Source organism: Thalassoroseus sp. (genome assembly GCF_984380535.1).
The window spans coordinates 239029-262175 of sequence record NZ_CFHRBF010000006.1 but is presented as its reverse complement, the minus strand read 5'-3'; the positions used below and the strand labels follow the sequence as shown (position 1 = coordinate 262175).

Here is a 23147-nt window from a genome sequence, read left to right as displayed (position 1 = left end):
CCGGTCAGCGGTGACCGAGTTGGTTAGCAACCCCTCAAACTCTGCGCGACTTATCTGTGTGATCGTTCGTCATACAAGAGATGCAGTTTTCTGCAGACTTTGCATGTGACTTTGTTCTCCATCTAGCGTGGTCTGGAAGGCGAATTTTGATAGGTGCTGGGCGGCTGCGTGTTCGTTCTTGAGTGAAACTTCCCGTCCGCGAAAAAATACCTAAGAGTAAGTGGCTGAGCCTCGCGGATCAGGAAGAAACATGGCGAGTCGGCTGACCTGCTGATCTCGCACTGCACTCGCAGTCTGCCCACCGTCCCGGAAACCGCTATCCATTTCCTCTCACCGAATCTTTCTCTCCGTCAAGTTTTGCCAAATGTGGTGTAAGTCAATCCTGTTGAAACGCAACACGAGCCAGTCGTGCGCACCGACCGAACGTGGGTGCATCGTTATTCCGTTTTATCACGATCTATCCGGGACAAATCTGCTGCTAGCGTTTAACAGAGGGTGAGTTCCGTCGGCGTTTCTTCAGTTCCTTTTTCGCTCTCAATGACAATTATCACAAACAAAGCTCAGGGCTCCTACCAGTAATGTTTCTTACCCATTGGCTGAACTTTTTGCGTCGTCCCATCAGTCGGAAATCGGTTGTGCCAAATCGCCGTCGCGTTCCGGTCCAACCGATGACATCGCAAACCGAGCAATTAGAAATTCGACAACTGTTAACGAGTGACCCCTTACTCATCACAGTTGACTTGGCTGACGATTCGACGAACGGCAACACTGACGAAGGTGATATCTCGCTTCGTGAAGCGATTCAACTAGCGAACGATAATCCCGGCGAAGATCGCATCGAGTTTGCGGAGTCGCTAAGAGGTTCGACGATCATCATTGATGACGGCGAACTATTAATTAGCGATGACGTAACCATTGTCGGTCTTGGTGCAGACGAACTGACGATCAGTGGTGCAAACGCAAACCGAGTTTTTCGCGTCGACAATGCGAATGTCTTGTTCGCACACTTTAGCGTTGCTGATGGATATGCACGCGGCGGCGATGGCGGAGACAGTGAGTTCGGTGGTGGCGGTGGCGGCGGTACCGGAATGGGCGGGGGAGTCTTCGTCAATTCCGGTTCCAATGTCGTCGTTCAAAACATGATCTTCCTGAATAACCAGGCCGTTGGTGGTGACGGCGGCGATAGCGGCGTGCCGGGTGCTGGCAACGACGGTGGAAGTGGTGGAGACAGTTCCCTCAACGAGCTCGGAGCCAACACTGAAACCGACGCAACCAACTTCGGCACGGGTGGCGGTGGTGGGAACGGTTCCGCTGATGGCACGACCTCGACCAATGGTGGTGCAGGGCTTGTCGGTGGCGGTGGCGGCGGGGGTGGCGGTTCGACCGGACTCGGCGGACTGCGTGGCACCATCGGCACCACGTTCGACTATGACGAAGGCGACGAACCATACGGAGTTGGAATTGGTGGGGATGCCAATGATGGGACCATTGGTGGGGATTCCGATTCGCTAACGATCACCTCGGCTCCAGCCGCAAGTGGTGGCGGTGGGGGCGGTGGTGCCGGCTTAGGCGGGGCGATCTTCGTTCGAGATGGTGGTGGCTTGTCGGTTGTCGACACGCACTTCGCACGCAACTGGGCGGTCGGCGGACAAGCCGGTCGTCACTCGACGGGAATTGGTGCCGGTGTTGGGGGGGCGATCTTCGCGATGGATGGCGTTGTCGTCGACGCGGTTGGCATTACGTTCGGAAACGGTTCCGATCAAGCCAACTTGCAAAGTACCAACCAAACGCATGCATCAAACCCCAACACTCAGGCATTCCAGTACGATACTTCGACGGCAATCTCAAATAGTGCCGTCTACGGACAGTTCATCGATGAACTGCCAGAGACCAGTCTGATCACTGACGTCGAATCGCCGACTTACTTGGGGCGGCCGTACTTGAATTTTGGGGTTGTCGGTCAGAAGTATTCCGACGGCAACGAGAACGGCACGTCGGTAACCGGAGTGCACACTCTCCTCGAACGCGTGGGTCGTGTGGGTATCCGCGAAGAAGTCTCGGAGTTCAAAGGGATCGCAGTAACTGGCGTCGATGATGCCAACGGTCTGTGGTACGCCCTCGTGGATGGCGAACGCCAACTCGTGTCGTCCTCATCGACAATCGACCTCAATGAACTGCTTGGTGTTCCCGCGATTTTGAAGACGGACTACACACACTTCCGCTTCGAAGCCGTCGTTACCGATTCGCAATTGTCTTACGAAACTGGCGTCCGTTGGGTCAGTGGTAGCACGATCCGCGTTTACATCAACACGCACTTCGGAACGACGATTGGTAACGTCCTGAATTCGCTCGAATCGTTCACGAATATCTATGACTATTTCGCGATGCAAATCGTTCCCGGCCAGTTGAGCGAGTTCGCGGACTCGGCGGACGTCGACGCATTCTTGGCAACCGAGTTGACCGAGGGAGTTGCATCAACGAGCTTCACGCGAGCGGTTTCGCCTAGCAACGCGTTGCTACTAAGTGGCACTGACGAACTGACGTTTCTGCCGAATGAATCGCAAAGAATTTGGGAGCATTATTCTTATCATTATGGTCGAAAGGCTGAATACGGCGAAGACTTTGCAGCGAATTTCGATTACTCACCGTTCGAAACCCTGACCCGTCCACAACCGACAATCGCCTTCCGTGCTTGGGACGAAACCGGCGGCTCTGCTGGCGACTTCGTCAATGCCTCTTCCGGCGGTGGCAGCTCTCCTTATAGTTCTGCGACGGATGTTGCTGTTGTCGATGTGGTTGATCCATTGTTCTTTGCAAGCAACACACAGAATGGCGTCGATGGCGGCGTCACTGTGTACCTAACACCCGACACGCACGTTCCGGTGATCGTCCCGACCGACCTCATCCCCGTGACGGGAAATCGACAGTTCAGTTATATGCTGACCAGCCCTGGAGCCTTCGGCCCGCACATCGATGATTTCGAGCCCAACGCGATTACGCTGACCTACCGAAACCTATTCGATTATGGTCACGATCACCAAATCGACGGCAGCCTAAAGTTCACCTCGCTTGACAACAATGTGCACCAGGGGCCGTCGAATGATGCAACGCAATCGGCTAGCGTGAAGTTCGGTTACTATACCGTTCAAGGACAGGACACCGGGCCAATTGCGTTCATTCGTAGTAAAGCGTCGACTGATGCAAGCATCACGCATTTCTCGGTCTCTAATCTCGAAGGCGGCACATTCTATAAAGATGCCGAGTTCACGCAAGAAGTCACCACGAACGAATTCATTAGTTATGGAAATGGGAACACCTATCTATACTTCCGACCGAACGAAGATTTCACCGGGACCGCAAACTATCGGGTGATCGAATCCACGAACGATGACTTCACCGGAACCGCGAATCCTGCTGCATACACGGAGGTCGATACCGACGCTCCGATCTTCCTGGTCCGTACACTGGCTGCAAGTTACGCCAATGCGAATCAGGTCAAAATCACGAACATTCAAAACGGCAGCCTATACCGTCTGGATGGTGAGACCGAAGTTCCAGTGACCGATGGCACGACACTTGATTGGGAAATCGTCGGCTTGAACGGTTCCTTGGAATTGTTCTTCCGCCCGGCTGAGGGATTTGTCGGCAATGCCACGTTCGATATTCAAAGCGTGATCGATAACGAAGGCACGCCGGAATTGTTCGGCGATCCGATCACCAAAACGGTTAGTGTGCTTCGCGTCGAGAAAATTCACGTTGTCGACAAACCGACCATCCACATCCAAGAAATTGACAGCTTCGAAGGCACTGACGACGAAAGTTTTGCGACGTTCCTCGTCAGCCGCATCGGTGATCTCAGCCTGATCGGTGAAACGACAGTAGATTACGCTGTCAGTCTGGAAGAAGGCGACACGGCCGAAGAAGACGACTTCGCCGACGGCCTCGTCACCGGCACAATCACCTTCCGACCCGGTGAAAACTATCGCGTCATTCGCATTCCTATCGGAACCGATACCGAAGTCGAAGCCAACGAATCCTTCACGGTGACGCTGTCCAACGCATCGGACAATGTCGACATTGAAGACGATTCCATCCAAGGACGGATTTGGAACGATGACTTCGCCGACTTCATCGTCGAAGCCGCCCCAACATCGATCGCGGAAGGCGACGGCGAAGAACAAACCGTGCAGTTCACGGTAACGCTCCGTAACAAAATTGACGGCGGCATTGTTGTCGATTACGAGACGTTCTTGTCATCGTCTTATGAGGGAGAACACGAAGAGAAGACAGGACAGTTCACGTTCGAAGGAAACATCGGCGAGACCAATCAGATCACGGTGACCTTCACCGGCGACGACGTCTACGAACGCTATGAACGACTCTACTTGGAACTTTCATCGCCCGAATACAACAACGAAACCGTCCCGTTCAAGAACCTCGACGACTACGTTCGCGGTTCGGTAGAAATTGTCAATGACGATATCGCAATTCTGACGGCGAATAACATCAGTGCGAACGAGGTGATCGGATCGAACGAGAACCCGAACGATCGGGTCATGCGGTTCTTCGTCAGTACGAATGACTACGTCGAGAAGGATATCACCTTCGATTACACGACCGTCATCCAGACCAATGCCGACAATCCAGCCACCGCTAACGAGGACTTCACGCCGGTAACAGGAACGGCAACGATCTCGGCCTACAGTCGCTACATCTATATTGATGTGCCGGTTCTCGACAATGATCTGGTCGAAGGTGTCGAGACTTTCGGATTGCAGTTTTCGAACGTCCATGCCGACGGTTTCCAAGTGCGGTTGGAGAACGCCGAATTCGTAACCCTGGATACGGCGACGATCGACAATACCTCGCAACCGCTGGATATCGTCACCGATGGCGATTTCACTTATGTACTCACCGAGGACGCATTGCGAGTGTTCGGTACGACCGTTGTCGAAGACAACGAGGTCTACACGGAATTGCTCAGTCTTCCATCTAGCAACTATGGCGGCATTAGTTCGTTCAGTGTTTCGGATGGCGTGTTGCTCATCGCGGATGGTGAGAATGGAGGTTTCGCGAAAGTCACTCTGAACGCAGAACGCACCGCGATCGAAAGCACAGTGACAACAACTGTAGACCCTGATTCACATTCGTTGCCGGTTTACAACTTCGTGCATGAGACCTACGGGCCGATCGCAGCCGCGAATGCGACGGGTTTGGAACTCTTGTCCCCGGATGGATCGGGTAACTTGAGCGAACCGAATTATCGCACAATCACCTGGACCGAATTGGGCTTGGCCGCACCGCAAGACATTCAAGTTGATCTTGACAATCCGAACGTCGTGTATGTCCTCGATACGAACGGCAAATTTGCCGTGGTCAATATCTCGATACCGAGCAACATCCACGTCGATGGCAGTCTTGAAACGAATAGCACATCCACGCAATTGGAAATCGAAGGCTCAATTGGCTACTTGCTGGGTGACACGGTTTCCCCGCTAATCATGCTCGACTTCAGCGATGCCGAAGAGATTGCGGAACTCGTTCGCAATCCGGACGTAAGTGGCGAACGCATCGAAGTCCGCGATCACATCGCCTATGTTGTGCAGGCCGACGGTTCGGTGGACGTTTACGATGTCTATAAGCCAGGCAACATCCAGAAAATGGATACCATTGCAGCCGGAAACGGTGTAATTACTGCGGTTGCGGTTTCCAACGGAGTTGTGCACGTCGGGGAATTCAACACCGAAACGATGACGGCATCGGTCGTCAAACATACGGCAGTCGAAGAAGTCGCTACCGGAACCATCTGGGACAACGATTCCGCGTCAGTGAATATCAACGATATCACGATCACCGAATCCGACAGCAGTGATACTTCGAAGACATTCGTCGTCTCCCTGACTGAACAGGTCGATCGAGATGTTACGATCAGCTTCTTCACATCCAGCAACACGGCGGCGGGTGGTGTCGACTACCGAACGAAGACCGGCGAACTGACGATTACCGCTGGTCAAAAGAGTGGCACCATTACACTCGAAGTGATCGGAGACACAGTCGTCGAAGACAGCGAAACTCTGAATCTGATCCTGACCAACGTCCAGGCGGATGGCCTAAGCGTCTTCCTGGGTGATAGTGTTGGTTCGGCAACGATTCAGGATAACGACGCTGCTCAAATCTCCGTCGAAAATGTGTCGGCGTCGGAAAGTACGGGAGCCATGCAATTCGTGGCCAGCTTGGATCACATCGTCGATCGTGACGTGACCTTCCAGTATACCGTCGCTGACGCCACGACCAACGGTTCGAGCGATTACACCGCAACCACCGGCACCGTCACGATCAACGCCGGACAATCTTCGGCCACATTCTCGATTCCGCTGGTCAATGATGGACAGGTCGAAGCCAACGAAACTTTCAACGTGAGCTTCAGCAACCTGAATACAAATGGTCGCGATGTCAGTCTCCCGACTGGTTCAGCAACCGGCACGATTCTGAACGATGACTCGTCCACACTCGACTTTGTCGGAATCGAGCAAACCGAATCGGTTGGCGGTCAGGCGACGTTCCAATTCGAATTGTCGGCTCCGCTCGATCACGATGTCCAATTCGATTACACGACCGTCGATGGCACCGCTATCGCCGGGAGCGACTACACATCGAAGTCCGGCACCGTCACGATTGCGGCTGGCGATACGACCGCGAGCGTCACAATCGACTTGCTCAACGATTCCGTCGTCGAAAAGTCAGAAGCGTTTTCACTCTCCGTGAGCAATCTGCAATCCGGCGGTCGTAGTGTCGGGTTTGCAAAGCAGTCGACTTCGCTGACCGTCACCGATGACGATCAAGCGACGGTGTCGATCGACGACCTGGCAAGCGTCGAACAAGAAACGACGAAGACGTTCACAATCAGCCTAGACCACGCGGTGGATCACGACATCACGCTCGACTATACGACCGTTGACGGCACCGCGGTAGCCGGTACCGATTACGTCGCCACGTCCGGCACTATCACAATTTCCGCCGGTGAAACGACTGCCACCGTTTCCGTCGAGTTGCTCAGCGACGACATTGTGGAGACCAACGAGGCCTTTGCCTTGCAACTCTCCAACATCCAAGCCGACGGAGCGAACGTCGTTTTCGAAACGAGTCGCGGAGAATTCAGCATCGAGGAAGATGATGCTGCTCAAGTAACGATTGCGAACGTGACGAAAAGTGAAACCGACGATACCGCGATATTCACCGTCACACTCGATCGCGTCGTCGATCACGATGTGCAGATCGACTACGCAACGAGCAATGGAACGGCAACGGCGGGTACCGATTTCGAATCGGCCACGGGAACTTTGACGATTGCGGCTGGTGAGACCACCGGCAGCATCGTTGTCACGCTCTCGGACGATCAATTGGTGGAGTGGGACGAAACATTTGGAATCCAACTCTCGAACCCGCAATCGGGTGGTCGAAACGTCAGTATCTCACAGAATTCCGCGACCGGTACCATTCAGGACAACGATTCCGCGACGGTTTCAGTCGGCGACGTTTCGGTGGCGGAAGTCGCCGACGGTCAAGCGAACTATGTGATTTCGCTTAGTCAGCCCGTCGACCATGATGTCACTATCGACTTCACTACTGTAGACGACACCGCCAAAGCGGGCAGTGACTACACCGCGAAAACCGGTCGTGTGTCGATCGCCGCCGGCGAGACCTCTGCGACGGTTTCGGTCGACTTGCTTAATGACAACATTGCGGAGAACGATGAGTCGTTCTCGTTCGAGATCAGTGGTGTCAGTGCATCGGGTCGTGCGGTGAGCATTGGCGATGCAACAGCGACGGGCATAATCGCGGATGACGATCAGTCACTGATTCGAATCAACGATGTGTCGGCAACGGAAACCGCTGACGGCACGGTTGAAAAAGTCTTTACGGTGACGTTGAGCGATGCACTCGATCGAGACGTCTTGATCGACTTCGCAACCGTCGACGGCACCGCCAAAGCAGGCAGTGATTACACGGCAACATCCGGCACGTTGACCATTTCCGCTGGGCAAACTAGTGGAACGATTTCCGTCACCGTACTCGACGATCAGGTCGTCGAGATCAACGAAGCCTTCTTCGTAGAGTTGTCGAATGCTCGTGCTAACGGCCGTGGCGTAGCGATCGAAGATAGCCGAGGAGAACTGACGATCTCTGATAACGACCAAGCAACGCTGTCGATCGCCGACGGTCGAAGTCAAAAGGTTTCTGGTACACAATCGATGGTGTTCAATGTCACGCTGAGCCAGCCGAGCGACGCGGATGTCGTCATCGACTACGCCACCGCCGATGGTACCGCTGTGGCTGGTGAGGCCTACGAAGCGACCTCCGGCACGCTCACTATCGCTGCCGGTCAAACGACGGGGCAGATCACGGTCAACACGATCAACACCCGAGTCAATACGACGAAGTTGACGTTCACGGTTGCCCTTTCGAACTTGGAGTCGAATGGTCGGAATGTGACCATTGATGACAGCGAAGGCGAAGCCGTTATCCAAGCGGTGTTGCAAAGCGTTGTGACCAGTACGATTGATCCCGAGTCGATGGCGGTCGACTACCCGCAATCCGTGTCGGGCAACTTCGATGGCGATGCATCACAGCGGAAAGATGACCTGTTGTTCTGGGATCCTGTCACCGGTGAGAACCTGTTGGTGCTCGAAGACGGTATTATTCAGGTCAATCCGATTGCTCAGACGATTGTCAACGATGCGATGTTCCGCCAAGTCATTGCGGGCAACTTTGATGACGGCGGTTCGGACGACCTGTTCTTCTGGGATCCGGTCCAAGGAACGAACCGACTTCTGCACTTGTCGTTCAACGCAAACACGAATCAAGTCCGTGTTGAACTACAGTCCGATGCCATCGACCGAACTGCGATCAACAATAATGACTTCTCCGAAATCGTGGTCGGAAACTTTGATGAAGGCGGGTCGCAAGACCTGTTTTTCTGGAATCCGACAACTGGAGCGAATCGCTTGATTCATCTGGAGGCTAGCACTCCTGGCGAATCGACGGCTGTGACCGCAATCCAAACCAACTTGGTGCCACAAGCTGCTGTGAACGGCAATCTCTTCGAGAGCGTCTTCGTGGGCAACTTCATCGATGGCGGGCCGGACGAATTGATGTTCCTCAATTCCGATACCGGTGCGAACCGCATGGTTCAGTTCGCGACCGAAACTCCGGGTGCGAGCACAAACTTCGTCTCCGTCCGCGTGAATGCGATCTCGCCGTCAGCGATCAACGGAAACATGTTCTTGAAGACCGCCGTGGGAGACTTCAACTCAGATGGCCTAGACGAACTCTTCTTCTGGGATCCAGCCACAGGTGCAAACCGGTTGGCGATCGTCGACGACACGTTCGCAGAACTCGAATTCGAAGTGCTCGATAATCCGGTGAGCCCATCGGCAATCAACGGCAACGAGTACACAAATCTCGTGTCACGAGCCGACGGTGGCGAAGGGGATGAGTTGTTCTTCTGGAACGCAAACGATGGAAGCAACCGTGTGGTGTCCTCCAATCTACCCACGCTATAACCCATCTTGTTTCAGTAAAGTCGCTTCAACTCTATGAGGCGACTGCGAAGTAACGATCGAAAGTGCGGAGAGCCTAGTGTTCTTCGCACTTTTTTTGTTTCAGACGAAATCCTCATGATGCTTATCTGTAGCAACTGCGTTGTGGACGGTCGCGACGAGAAGATGGTCGCGTTTGATTCTTCCGAACGAACCTGATGGCTGCCGACGACTTAGACCGGTGTGTCTCGTCGCGGTCCCTGCATTGGCTCTTAGTCGCTAGTGAGAATTCGAGTTGTCTAGTCTTGCATCGAATGGTGGCATCAGGAATACTACATAAGCAATCGCGATTCAATTGCAGTTACGGACGGGGTTTCCTATGCGGGCTGATCAACAACGTCACGTTCGACACGCCGGTTTCACTCTCATTGAATTATTGGTTGTCATCGCGATTATCGGGGTGTTGATTGCGTTGCTTTTGCCAGCGGTGCAGTCGGCAAGATCGGCAGCTCGCAGAACGCACTGCGCGAATAATCTGAAGCAATTGAGTCTGGCAACGCTTGCATTTCATGACACTTTTCAAGCGTTTCCGCCGGCCCGTTTGATCTTGGACATGCCACGATTTCCTGATAGCAAGGGCGCACTTCGTGGATTGGACGAACCGAGTTGGCTCATACGAACATTGCCCTTTTTGGAACAGGCGACCTTGCACAACCAATGGGACGAGTACCAGCCATATGGTCTCAACCCGGCGTCGGCGCGAAATCAACCGGTCGCGGTTTTTCTTTGCCCGGAGCGGCATTCTGTAACGACAGCGGTTGTTGAAGACGAAGAAATCACTCTCATTCAACCATGCGGTTGCCCCGCTGGTAGACAGGTTGTTCCTGGCGGAGCATTAGCTGATTACGCGGCCAACCATGGTGACCTGTCGCCGGGTGCAACGAACAGCAGTACCGATTTCTATTGGGGTGGCAACGGGACCGGGGTGATCATTTCGAGTCGCCCGCTCGGTACGCAAACCGAAATCGAACGCGGTTGGCGGGATAAAGTTCGCTTAACGGATGTGACAGATGGTACCAGTCAGACACTATTAATTGGCGAAACTCATGTCCCGCGTGGGCAAGAGAACCAGACTCCCTTTAATGGACCTGCTTATTTTGGTCGGCATCTCACGAACTTCGCTCGAATCGCCGGACCTGGCGTGCCATTAGCCCACCACCGAGATGATCAGCGGGCCGATCTCTACAATTTCGGAAGTGCCCATCAAGGTGTCGTGCAATTTGCTCTTGTCGATGGAAGCGTCCGGGGAATATCCACGTCGATCAGCACCCGTACTCTCGGCCATCTCGCAAATCGACACGATGGACAAGCCGCCGGAGAATTCTAAATTCATGCGTACGATCGCAATGGCCATTCTCATTGGATGTTGGTCCGGCTGTGATTCCTCACAGGTGGCGACGTATTCGGTTTCCGGACGACTAGAGTTTGCCGATGGCGAACCCGTCCGCACCGGAACGATCGAACTTGAGTCCCAAGAATTTGGCACGACCGCCACCGGCACGATTCGTGAAGATGGCACGTTCGTCCTTGGAACCTACACGCCGAACGATGGGGCAGCGGCGGGGGAACATCGCGTGATTGTCGTGCAAATCATTGTCGGCGATGGCATCTCGACGCACTCGTTGGACCACGGTCGTCCGGTGCCAATGCACTTTGCGAGCTATGAATCATCGCCGCTGACCGTCCATATCGCCCCCATCGAAGACAATGTCATCGTGATCACGCTGCCCGACAGTCAATAATCTCTCCACGCCAACAGGTTCCAAACGGAACCGATCATCTGCAAATCATCGCCAGTAGCGCACGTTCCAATTGCATTCAATTACGTTATGCAAATCGGAACGAATCTGAATTGTGCTGCTCACTCGCCAATCACGGTCGAGTTGATGTCGCGAACGTTGAATCGTTCAGGACTTATCGACTTGGCATCTGCCGATTGAACACTTCACGCCGGCCGAACGATCGTAACTAACTGCTGGCAAGCTCCCAAAAATTTCCTCGTCAATCGCTTGACCGCCAAACCACGCTCGCTTATCGTGTTTATCTGCACTTCTTATGCATTTGATTATCTAGTGTCTTTGAATTCAGATGACTAATACTAGACACGGCTCCATGTGTAGATTCTGGTCGGCAGTAACCAATTGAAGTCGTCTTCAGCACTAGGTTGCTGTCGGACATTTTCGTGTTCAATCGGATGAGGCATTTTCGTGACGATGAAGATTATCGACGGTTGGACTCAGCGGTCTGCGGGAAAATCAGGGTTTACGCTGATTGAATTGTTAGTCGTGATTGCAATCATCGCCGTGTTGCTGGCATTGACGCTTCCGGCCGTTCAGCAAGCGCGTCAGGCCGCACGACGAACCGAATGTGCGAACAATTTGAAGCAAATTGGAATCGCCATTCATCAGTTCTGTGAAAACAACAAAGGTGCCTTCCCGATTTCAGCGCACGGGACTTACGACCTGGAATCGACTTGGATTTACACACTCGCACCATACATGGAGAACGTCGACAAAATTCGCATCTGCCCTGAAGACCCGAAAGGGCAGGAACGCTTGGAGAACAAGGGGACGAGCTATGTCCTCAACGAATACCTCTGCGTGCCGGGAGACAATGCAGCGTTAAAGCTGGGCCATCTGCAAGCGACGTCGCACACAATCATTGTCTTCACGGGTTCCGATGCGAAAGGGACGGCGACCACCGAAGACCATACTCACTCGAGAAACTGGTTCAAGACGCCCACCAGTCAGACATGGAATCGAATTCTGGCGGACATCCAACCGGATCGATTCGGCGGAGGTGCGGCCGGTGTGTCTCCTGCGCAGCGGACGTCAGGCTATGCGAACTACTTGTTCGTGGATGGCCATGTGCAATTGATTCCCGCCGCCACCGTCAAACAGTGGGCGGATGAGCAACGAAATTTCGCGCTCCCTGATCGGTGTCCGACGTTGCAGTGACTCAAGATCGAATGGAACTCGCTGAACCGCAGGATGCCCGAAAACGCTGAGGATCTGAATCACAATCAAGCTGACTGGACGACGGTCTGCCTATTGTGAATCCCTTTTAAGCTTTGAACTACAGACAACTAGGATTTCGAAAATGTTGAACGGTTTCAGAGAGTTTTTGCGTGACCTGCGGAGCACTCCCTTAAGCCGCCGATCGAGCCGACCGAAAAGTCGGAATCGACGTCGTGCTGGATATCGTTCAGCAGTCGAAGCGCTCGAATCCCGAGTTCTTCTGACTCCCACGCTTGTGGAGTACGTGACCACCGAGCATGTTGATATCAATCTTCAGTGGTCGGGTTCCGAGTGGTCGTTGGGACCGCGGAACTCGGATGCGTTTCCGGCCATTCAGTATGCTAACGATGAAGCCGTCCTCTACGCAGGCGGGCCATCAGCCACGACACGGCCGTCTGGGACACAGTTCGATTTTATCGGTGTCGATGCCGGCGAGACGTTTCACCTGTTGCCGCAAAATCAGGATCCCGAGTTGTTGTATCTGGGGTTTGCAGGTTACGGACTCGACAGTTCTCTTGATCGTTACAATCCAGCCGCAGAATCAAAGGGACGTGTGTCTGGCAGTGCTCGTTTCGCCAAGGCGACTTTGACCGATGTGCGACATACCACTCCGGGTGGTGCGTCCGGCAACGGCGAATTCTCCCTCTGGCAATCCGGCATATTCGGGGATTCGGTGGTCTTGATGTCGTCTTACGATGATGGCGTCACGAATCCAAATCTCGATGGATTGGATGTGACCGATGGCATCTCGGCCGATGACGCAATGTGGATCGTTGCCGGGGGACACGCGCACTTCAACTATGGTTTCACGCAACCAGGCCGTTATGAAATCGATCTGAAACTGTCGGCCTATTTCGGCGATGACGGATCGACAAACACTGCTACCCCCAATCTCGCGGGCTACAACGAGAGCGACGATATCACGATCTATTTTTCGGTCATAAGTGTCGGACAGGTACAGTTTGAAGCCTCTTCGTACGCTGTGAATGAGAACGCAGGAACGGCCTCCATCGATGTCATTCGCACCGGCGGCAGCGACGGTCGAATCGCCGTGAATTATTCCACCAGCAACGGAACCGCGACAGCGGACAACGACTATACATCAACATCCGGCACTATCGAGTTCTTAGACGGGGAGACTCGCAAAGCCATCACAGTTCCCATCTTGGACGATGTCCTCGTCGAGGGAGACGAGACAGTCAACTTGGTGCTCTCGTCGCCATTGCCCAAGAACCTCGATGAATACGTGCAAGTTGTCGAACTAGACGCCAATGGGCTGATTGGAACGAATGATTCCACCGTCTTGACGATTCTCGAAAACGATGCTCCCCCAACGATCTCTGACATCCCAAACCAAACGACAACCGAAGACACACCGACCGCAGCGATCACGTTCACTGTTGGAGACAATGCAACGCCAGCCGAATCGCTAGTTGTAACGGCTGTTTCCTCGAATCCCACGCTAGTGCCGAATGAGAACATCGTCATCGGCGGCGGTGGCGCGAATCGAACTGTTACCGTCATACCCGCAACGAATCTATTTGGTGTTACGACGATCACTCTGACGGTAACGGATGGCGACGGTTTCACCGCGACCGACAGCTTTGACCTGACTGTCACGGCTGTCAACGATCTGCCGACGATCTCTAATGTCAGTGATCAATCCATCAACGAAAACACCTCGACCTCCGCGATCACTTTCGCCGTTGACGATGTCGAGACATCTGCCACCGCACTCTCGATAACCGCAAGTTCCTCGAACCAAACGCTAGTCCCCGAAGGCAACATTGTACTCGGTGGCAGCGGAGCCAATCGCACGGTGACTGTCACACCGGCGGCCAATCAAACGGGTAGTGTCACGATTACATTGTCAGTCACCGACACCAATGCCGGTTCGACTAGCGACACCTTCGTATTGAACGTCAATCCCTTTAACAACCGACCGACGATCTCTGACGTTGGTGATCAGTCGATTGACGAAAACACCTCGACGACGGCAATTCCTTTCACCGTTGGTGATGTGGAGACGGCATCGGCTTCCTTAATTTTGACGGCGACTACATCGAACACCACTTTGGTTCCAAACTCGAACATTGTGCTGGGCGGTAGCGATGCAAATCGCACAGTGATCATCACACCAGCCGCGGATCAGACCGGCTTGACAACAATCACACTCACAGTCAACGACGGCGAAGGAGGCACGGCGACCGACACGTTCGTGTTGAACGTCGTTGGCGAAAATACCGCGCCGATAGCGAACGACGATCATTATTCAGTCAACGAGGATGCAACGTTGACCGTTGGTGGAACAGGGGTTCTTTTCAACGATTCAGACCCCGATGGCGACACGTTGAAAGCGGCCGTCGTGTCTGGGCCTCAAAACGGTTCTTTGGAACTCAACGCGGATGGGACATTCACCTACGTTCCCTACGCGAACTTCAACGGCAGCGACACGTTCACTTATACGACGACTGACATTCAGTATGAAGTCACTGCCCTTGGAACCCTGGGTGGCAACACTAGTTTTGCGTTGGATATCAACAATCGAAACCAAGTCACCGGCAACTCGGGCATCGTCAGTGGTTCGAACAATCCGTTACATGCGTTTCAATGGACTGATGGAACGCTAGAGGATCTGGGCGTCGTCGATGGAACCGGAAGCAACAACTTTAGTCGTGGCTACGCATTGAATGACTCAGGCGTGGTGGTCGGAGAAAGTGACAACGACGCTTCAAAAGCATTCCGATGGGAGAATGGCGTTATCGTCAATATCGGAACTCTCGGCGGAAGTTCTGCCGTTGCTAGCGACATCAATGATCATGGGGAAATCGTTGGTAGCAGTAGCGACGGGACTGCGACAAAACCTTTCATCTACGTCGATGGAACAATGCTAGCGTTGCCGACGATCGCAGGAAACGACACCTCGTCCGGACGTGCGTGGGGAATCAGTCCTGATGGGCGGTATATCGTAGGAGTGACACGGGCCGACGATGCAGAATTTCTCTCGCATGCGACGATGTGGGAACGACAATCGGACGACAGCTACACGGTCGTCGATATGGGTGCCTTGATCGACGAACACAACTTTAGTCTAGCCTATGCCGTCAACGATTCCGGCAACGCGGTCGGGGCATCGGTCGTGGGAACCGTTTCACCGACGAGTTCGACTAGTTTATACCACGGCTTTGTGTATCACGATGGTCAGATGATCGACATCGGTTCTCTAAGCAGCGAGCCGACCTATATCCATAGCCAACTGAATGATATCAATGCGACCAATCAATTCGTCGGCTCGGCGACGAGGTTCTATAACTTCGCAACTTTCGGAGGAGCTGCGATTCTTGGAGAGATGGTTGCAGGGCAAACAGCGATTATCGATCTCAACCAGCTTGTCACCAACGGTTCTGACTGGACCTTCTTGAGTGCCGAAGGGATCAACGACGGTCGCAGCATTGTGGGCTACGGCACATTCAACGGAACGACTCAAGCGTTTCTACTCACACCCGTGTCGAAGTTCGCTGATGGAGATGTGTTTGGTAATGTGGCGACGGTGACCATTGAAGTTGTCCCACAGCCCGACGCACCAGTGGCGTTTGATGATGCCTTTGTCGTCGGACTTGGCAGCTCGGTACATGGCAACGTTCTATTCAACGATTCTGACGCCGATGGAGACACGCTGGTTACGGAATTGGTAACAACGCCGATGAATGGTGAACTTCGATTAGCGCCAAACGGATCATTCGTCTACACGCCGTCGCCGAGTTTTAACGGGTCCGAAAGCTTCGAGTATTCGGTTAGCGATGGCGATAGCGCATCAACTGGGACAGTAACGATTACCGCTGCGGCCGATCGAACTTTTGAAGTTATCCTGAGCGAAGGACACGCGGACATTGGGGTGGCATTCGGTACCCACGACCATAACGACGAAGATGACGACGGTCATAACTATGGTGGACACGACGAAGATCCCGAATGGGACCTCCATGTCCACGATGGAGAGAACGACGTTGAATACGAACCGGACGAAGCGTTGTTCTACGTTGGCCCTGAATCCGAGATGACACGTAGCGGCGAGGCAGGGGATTCCGCCTATGACTTCCTCGGGGTCGCAGCAGGTGAGACGTTCTTTGTACTGCCTCAGAGCGAGAATCCGAACTTGCTATTCCTGGGGATTGGCACGGAAGAGTTGGAGTCGGGAGCACTGACCAGTGACACCGCCAGGTTACAGCTCGCTTCGGTTACGGGACCGGGAGAGTTTTCCGTTTGGCAGTCAGGTCTGACTCCCACGACGCCGAGTCTGTTGATGGCGACCTCCGACGGGATCGATGAAAATGATGTCTTCGAGTTGACCGCTGGAACCCACGCTCACGTGAACTTCGGCTTCACGCAAAAAGGTTTCTACGCGGTGACTATCGTTGCCTCAGGGACCGACTCCGAAGGGCACCCGACCGACAGCGGAAAAGTGACATACTACTTCCAAGTTTTTGATCGATTCGGTATTGCGAACGAACTCGTACCGTTCGGTTTGCCGGAGTACTACGGCGGCGAGATCGTGTCGTACTCGTCGAACCAAGCCACCGGCGACTTCAACGGTGACGGCAACGTCGACTTGATCATGGCAGGTAATACGTTTAGCGATCTGGCATTCTTGGAAGGCAACGGTGATGGCACTTTCCAAGCAGGTCAAGTCTTGAACGCCGGGTTGGATACGAGAGCTTCCTCCCTGAGCGTCGTTGATTACGACAACGACGGCGATACCGATTTCATCGCTTACGAGTACAACCAAGCGACTTTGGACGGTACCGCCGCTGAGGGAACAATCACGCTCTACCGCAACGATGGTGATGCGAACTTCACCCGGGAAGTCTTGATCAGCGATTTGGTTCAAGGTTTCTGGACCGCGACCGGCGACCTCAACAACGACGGTCTCGCCGACGTAGTGTACGCCACGTATCGGTATAACTTTGAAACTCAAACCGTCACGGCAGAGAAGGCGTACGTTCTGCAGCAGCCGGATGGGTCACACGGCGAGAAGACAATATTTGCCGATTACCACGGTGACATTATCATCGAAGACGTGGACGGTGATGGGAACTTTGACATCGTCTCGAGCGGCAGCGTCTTCGATTCGAGTACGTTTACGAGCACCAACTATCTGCAAATTTTCCCGGGCAACGGTGACGGCACGTTTGGGGCCGCTCAAGATGTAGATTCGGAAGCTGCTCCGGAAATCCATCAAGCCGTCGATTTGAACAGCGATGGCTTGAAGGATCTGCTCGTTTATGACCGGGCCAGTGAAGGTCATCTTGGCTACTATCCGCAGCTAGACGACGGAAATTTTGGTGAGCGGGTGCCGATAATGGCGGGTCACTTGTACTCGCAACACAACCTTGCGACGGACATGAACGGCGACGACGTCCCGGATATCGTGAGTTATTCGTATTTTGGCGGCGGCTACCGGGTGAGCTGGGCACCAAACTTGGGAGCCGGCGAGTTCGGAGCACCGATTCTCATCACGCAGGAATCTGCCCAGGGCGGTTTTCAGGTTGCCGATCTCGACAACGACACCTATCCGGACCTCATCATTGCTAGCAGTACCTCCGAAACCCGCTCGGGACCGATTGGTGTCCTCCTGAACAAGACCGAAGAAGATCCGATAGTCTTGTTGCCACCGGAAGCGCGAACGCGTGTCGAAGGTGATCCGATCGATCTGCAAGTTTACTTTGGCTTCCCGATCGAAGTCACCGGCACGCCACGTATTGAGTTGCAAGTTGGTGATAATACGGTCTTCGCGGATTACCACAGCGGCTCGGGGACGCCGTTCCTGACATTCCGCTACACGGTTACCGGTACCGATCTCGATCTCGACGGTGTGCAACTCGCGAGCAACATGATCGACCTCAACGGTGGTACGCTGACCGATCCTATTGGTGGCGATGGTGTGCTGGAGTTCCCCGACACGTTATTCGATGGCGTGTTCGTCAACGCGGTCGGCCCGTTGGTCGACGGCATTACGCGATTAGATTCCACACCGACCGATGTCGAAACCGTCCGCTTTGAAGTCACGTTCAATGAAGACGTGATGGATGTTGACGCGGCCGACTTTGAAGTTGTGATGAACGCTGGTGACCTGTCTGGAGCGACGATTGAGTCGGTCACAGGTTCGGGGAACATATACGTTGTGACCGTCACCACGGGAACCGGCAGCGGTGCATTGGCTATGAGCGTGAAAGACGATGCCAGCATCACGAACGACGGCGGATTCCCGCTCGCGCGGGGCTACTTCGGTGGTGAGGTCTACACCTTGCGACGCGGTGAAGCGACACCGATCAAGCACTACTTCACCGACGGTCACGCCGACTACCATTCGGTTTGGGATGACGGCGAATTGACGTTGGCAGTCAGAGGCGATGGCGGTGTGGAATTCACCAGCAACGAGATTGCGATGTATGCCGACACGAATGCCATCGAGGAACGGCCGGATGACGCCGCCTATGATTTCATCGGTGTCGCTGCAGGTGAGCCGATTTACGTTCTGCCGAGTTCGCAGGTGCCAGGCGTGCCATTCTTGGGCTTCAGCTACGGGATCATTCCCAATGGCTTGTTCGCCAGCTATGTCCCTGACGACCCACGGATCACGTCCAGCACGCCGCGACCGTACATCCGATTGGAATTGGCCGACATGCGGACGGACTCCGGCGGTGAGTTTTCTTTGTGGTCGACGCCGAGTTCCGGTCCGCGGGTTTACATGACCACCATCGACGGCATCTCCAGCGAAGACTCTCTATGGATTTCCGGCCATCTTCACCGCAACATCGCGTTCACGGAACCGGGGATTTACGAGATCGATGTGTTTGCGAGTGCATACCTCGATGTCGACGGGAACGGTGTCTACGACGAAGGGCTCGATACTTACTACGAAAGCGGCATTCAGACGATGGTGTTCCACGTCGACACTCTTGGCGCGGTCGACGATGCAGTTACCATTCACGGTTCCCATCCGCTCTACGGGAATGTCACTCTGAATGACGAATGGCATGACGATCTCGGGACGTATTCAGTCAGTGTCGATAGCACGACAACACACGGTACGCTGACGTTAGAAGCGAACGGTGCATACACCTATATTCCATCTGCGACGTTCGAAGGTACCGACAGCTTTGTGTATCGCTTGACCAACGAACGCGGCGGATTCACGACCGCCACAGTAACGATCACTAGCATGGACCAACCGGAGTTCGAAGCAGTCCTGACGGAAGGACATGCAGACATCGGAGTGGCAATCGGCGATCATGAACACGAAGACCAGCACGACGAACATGATGACGACGATGTGCACGAAGACCCAGAGTGGGACCTCCACGTTCATGATGGCGAAAACGACATCGAATATCATCCAGATGAGGCGTTACTCTACGTCGGCACAGATGCGATGACGAACCGCCCCGCGGACTCGGCGTTCGATTTCACTGGTGTCGAAGCTGGCGAAACCTTCTTCGTACTGCCGCAAAACGAGAATCCTAATTTGCTGTTCCTCGGATTCGGCACAGAAGAAATCGCTGACGGCACGTTCCTCGACGGCTCACTGACATTGCGTTTGAAATCTGTCAGCGGTCCAGGTCACTTTTCGGTTTGGAAATCCGGACTGGACGGCCCGGAAGTCGCGATGGCCACCGCAGATGGCATTACCGAAGCCGATCTTTTGACTTTGCTCGAAGGGGGACATACGCACGCTAACCTTGGTTTCACCGCGAAGGGATACTATGAGATCACCTTCCAAGCCATTGGAACCCTCGCTGACGGCGACATGGTCGTGAGCGAAGATGTGACCTACTTCTTCAATGTCGGTGGCACAGCCGACCTTGCGGTGAACACGAGTACGAACGCCAACGCAATCACGACTCATGGAACAACAACCTACACGGTCACAATCACTAACAACGGTCCAGACGCAATCACCGCAGCAATTCTCAATAACACGCTGGATTTCTTGGGTGGCACATTTACGGTCTCGAATACAAGTCTGACCTTCTCGGGCAACGGTAGCGGCATGCTAACTTTGCAAGCTGATGGTCCGAGTATAACCGACCTAACGCTTGCCAGCGGAGAATCTGCGACACTGACATTCGACGTCACCGCCGACACCGGCATCGGCACAATCACCAATACGGCGACGGTTTCGGGTGGCACGCTCCCCGACGACAACACCGCCAACAACGTAGCTATCGAAACAATAACCGTCGAAGCCTTGCCGATGGCCGACCTGGAAGTGATTCAGTCCGTGAACACCGATCCAATCATCGAAGGCGGCACAACGACCTACACAGTGACTCTCACCAACCAAGGCCCCAACGATGTTACCGATGCCGTACTGAAGGACACGCTCGAATTCTCAGGCGGCACATTGACCGTCTTGAATGCTAGTCTCAACTTCTCAGGGAACGGGAGTGGAACATTGGCATTGGAAGCCGATGGTCCGAAGATCACGGTTCTCGTGCTAGCCAGTGGAGAATCGTTAACGTTAACATTCGACGTGACCGCAAACAGCGGAACTGGCACGATCACAAACACAGCAACCGTCTCCGGCGGTACGCCAAACGATAACAATTCCGCTAACAATACGGCCGTCGCGACGACCACGGTCAACGTAGTCCCGGTAACTGCCATCGTCGAATTTAGCACAGCCACGACGGGCGGCCGCGAGAACTCTGGTGAGAATCTTCCGGTTCTGCTTATCAACGGCACGCTTTCACAGGATGAAACTGTTGTCGTCACATTAGTCGGCGGAACGGCCACGCACGGTACTGACTTTACCCTGACCGAGACCGTGACGATTCCAGCCGGAGTCTACGACGGAACGAACGCGACGGCGGTGCCAATCAATCTGACGATTACTGATGACGACATTGTCGAACTCGACGAAACGATCGAATTGATACTCACTCGTCCTTCTGGCAGTCTGTCGATCGACGATGCTGACGGGGACATGACGATTCAGGAGTCTAGCGAGTACACAATCATCAATGACGACTCAGCCACGCTGACAATCAGCAATGCTCGTGGATTCGAAGGTACAAGCGGCACACGAACTTTGACGTTCGTCGTGACCCTCACTGGAGAAGTCGATTCCGGCTTGACTGTCGATTACAACACCCTCGGCAACACCGCCACCGTAACTGACGGCGACTATATTGCGAACATCGGCAACTCGCTGGCCTTCAGCGGAACGAGCGGCGAGACGCAAACCATCTCGGTACAGATCAACGGCGATACCAAGCGAGAAGATGACGAATACTTCTTTGTTCAACTCTCGAACGTGCTCTCGGATGGTCGCAATGTGACTATCGCAGCGGGCCAAGGCCTGGGCGAAATCTCCAACGATGATTTATCGCCCCAGACGGCGAGAGTGATCGACCAAGGGATGGACAGCCACGCGATCAACGGTACCTACAGGCACGTTGTCAGTGGGAACTTCGATGCATCGCCAGGTGGCGGAGTAGCGGATGACATGTTCTTCTGGGACCCGGCGAGTGGCCAACACCGAATCGTCTTTGGAGACGGCACCGTTCAAGACAATCCGTTCTGGACGATCATGCTCAACGGCAACGACTTCACCCACGTCGTCGCTGGCGATTTCAACGGTGCCGGCGGAACCGACCTGTTCTTTTGGAACCCAGGTCCAGGAAACAACCGCTTGATCCACGTCAACGGTGGAACCGGAAGTTTGACCCGGACCGTGGAATCGAACGTAGTGCCGTCTTCCGTGGTCAATGGCCACGACTTCGCCTACCTCGTTGTCGGCGACTTCGATGGTAGCGGTGTCGATGATCTATTCTTCTGGGATCCGCTCACCGGTCGAAACCGCTTTGTGCATTTCGATGTAGTTACTCCCGGATCCGACACTGATTTCCTCAACCAGCAGACCAACGTCATCCCGACCGAGATGATCAATGGCGACTATTCCATCGTCAAAGCCGGTCAGTTCCGAAGTGGTGGACCGGATGAATTGCTCTTCATCGATTTAGAAAGCGGCAAGAACCGAATTGTGTCGCGGTCAGCCCAAACTATTGGCACATCCCCGGCGTTCGATGATGTCCTCGCAAACTACTTCCCAACCACGCTCTTCAATGGCAATGATTTCGATCGTTTTGAACTTGCCGACTTGAATGGCGACGGACTCGACGATGTATTCGCTTGGAATAGCGGCACCGGGGCGAATCGGACCGCAGCTACCAGCCTCGAACTAGATACACCGCCGGTCCCCGTCGACAACGTAATTGCTTTCCAAGCGATCAATGGCGATTACGACGTTGTTGCTCGACTCACCGAAGACGTTTTCAGCGATCCGAATTCCGACGAGCTGTTCTTCTGGAACCCGTCGACCGGAAACAACCGAATCGGTTATATGCCAAGCTGACGCAAGACGAAACAAGCCGTCTGCTAGTTCTAAACTGAGCTTTGATTGCCGGGACAAGAGAACAACGAGTCCCGGCAATTCTTCGCGAACTCTATAAGGACGACCAAGAGACCG

Annotated in this window: 5 protein-coding genes; all 5 read left to right on the top strand. The window is 54.0% G+C overall.

Annotation, left to right across the window (positions count from 1 at the left end):
• Positions 1 to 635: 635 nt before the first annotated feature.
• The 5 genes from AC5DDB_RS10215 (at position 636) to AC5DDB_RS10195 (ending at position 23033) form a co-directional block, all read left to right on the top strand.
• Complete coding sequence (locus AC5DDB_RS10215) at positions 636 to 9563, top strand: Calx-beta domain-containing protein (protein ID WP_491739617.1); 8928 nt, start codon at positions 636 to 638, stop codon at positions 9561 to 9563.
• A 355-nt stretch (positions 9564 to 9918) separates the two neighbouring features.
• A complete protein-coding gene (locus AC5DDB_RS10210; protein ID WP_491739616.1) occupies positions 9919 to 10926 on the top strand; it encodes a DUF1559 family PulG-like putative transporter in 1008 nt (335 codons plus the stop codon).
• A gap of 4 nt (positions 10927 to 10930) precedes the next feature.
• On the top strand, positions 10931 to 11341 hold the full coding sequence (locus tag AC5DDB_RS10205) for a carboxypeptidase regulatory-like domain-containing protein (protein ID WP_491739615.1): 411 nt from the start codon (positions 10931 to 10933) through the stop codon (positions 11339 to 11341).
• 471 nt (positions 11342 to 11812) lie between these two features.
• Positions 11813 to 12556: a prepilin-type N-terminal cleavage/methylation domain-containing protein gene (locus AC5DDB_RS10200; protein WP_491739708.1), complete on the top strand. Its 744-nt coding sequence runs from the start codon at positions 11813 to 11815 to the stop codon at positions 12554 to 12556.
• Between the two features lie 142 nt (positions 12557 to 12698).
• Positions 12699 to 23033 carry a choice-of-anchor M domain-containing protein gene (locus tag AC5DDB_RS10195; protein ID WP_491739614.1) on the top strand — a complete coding sequence of 3445 codons (10335 nt, stop codon included), beginning with the start codon at positions 12699 to 12701 and terminating at the stop codon, positions 23031 to 23033.
• The last annotated feature ends 114 nt before the right edge of the window (positions 23034 to 23147 follow it).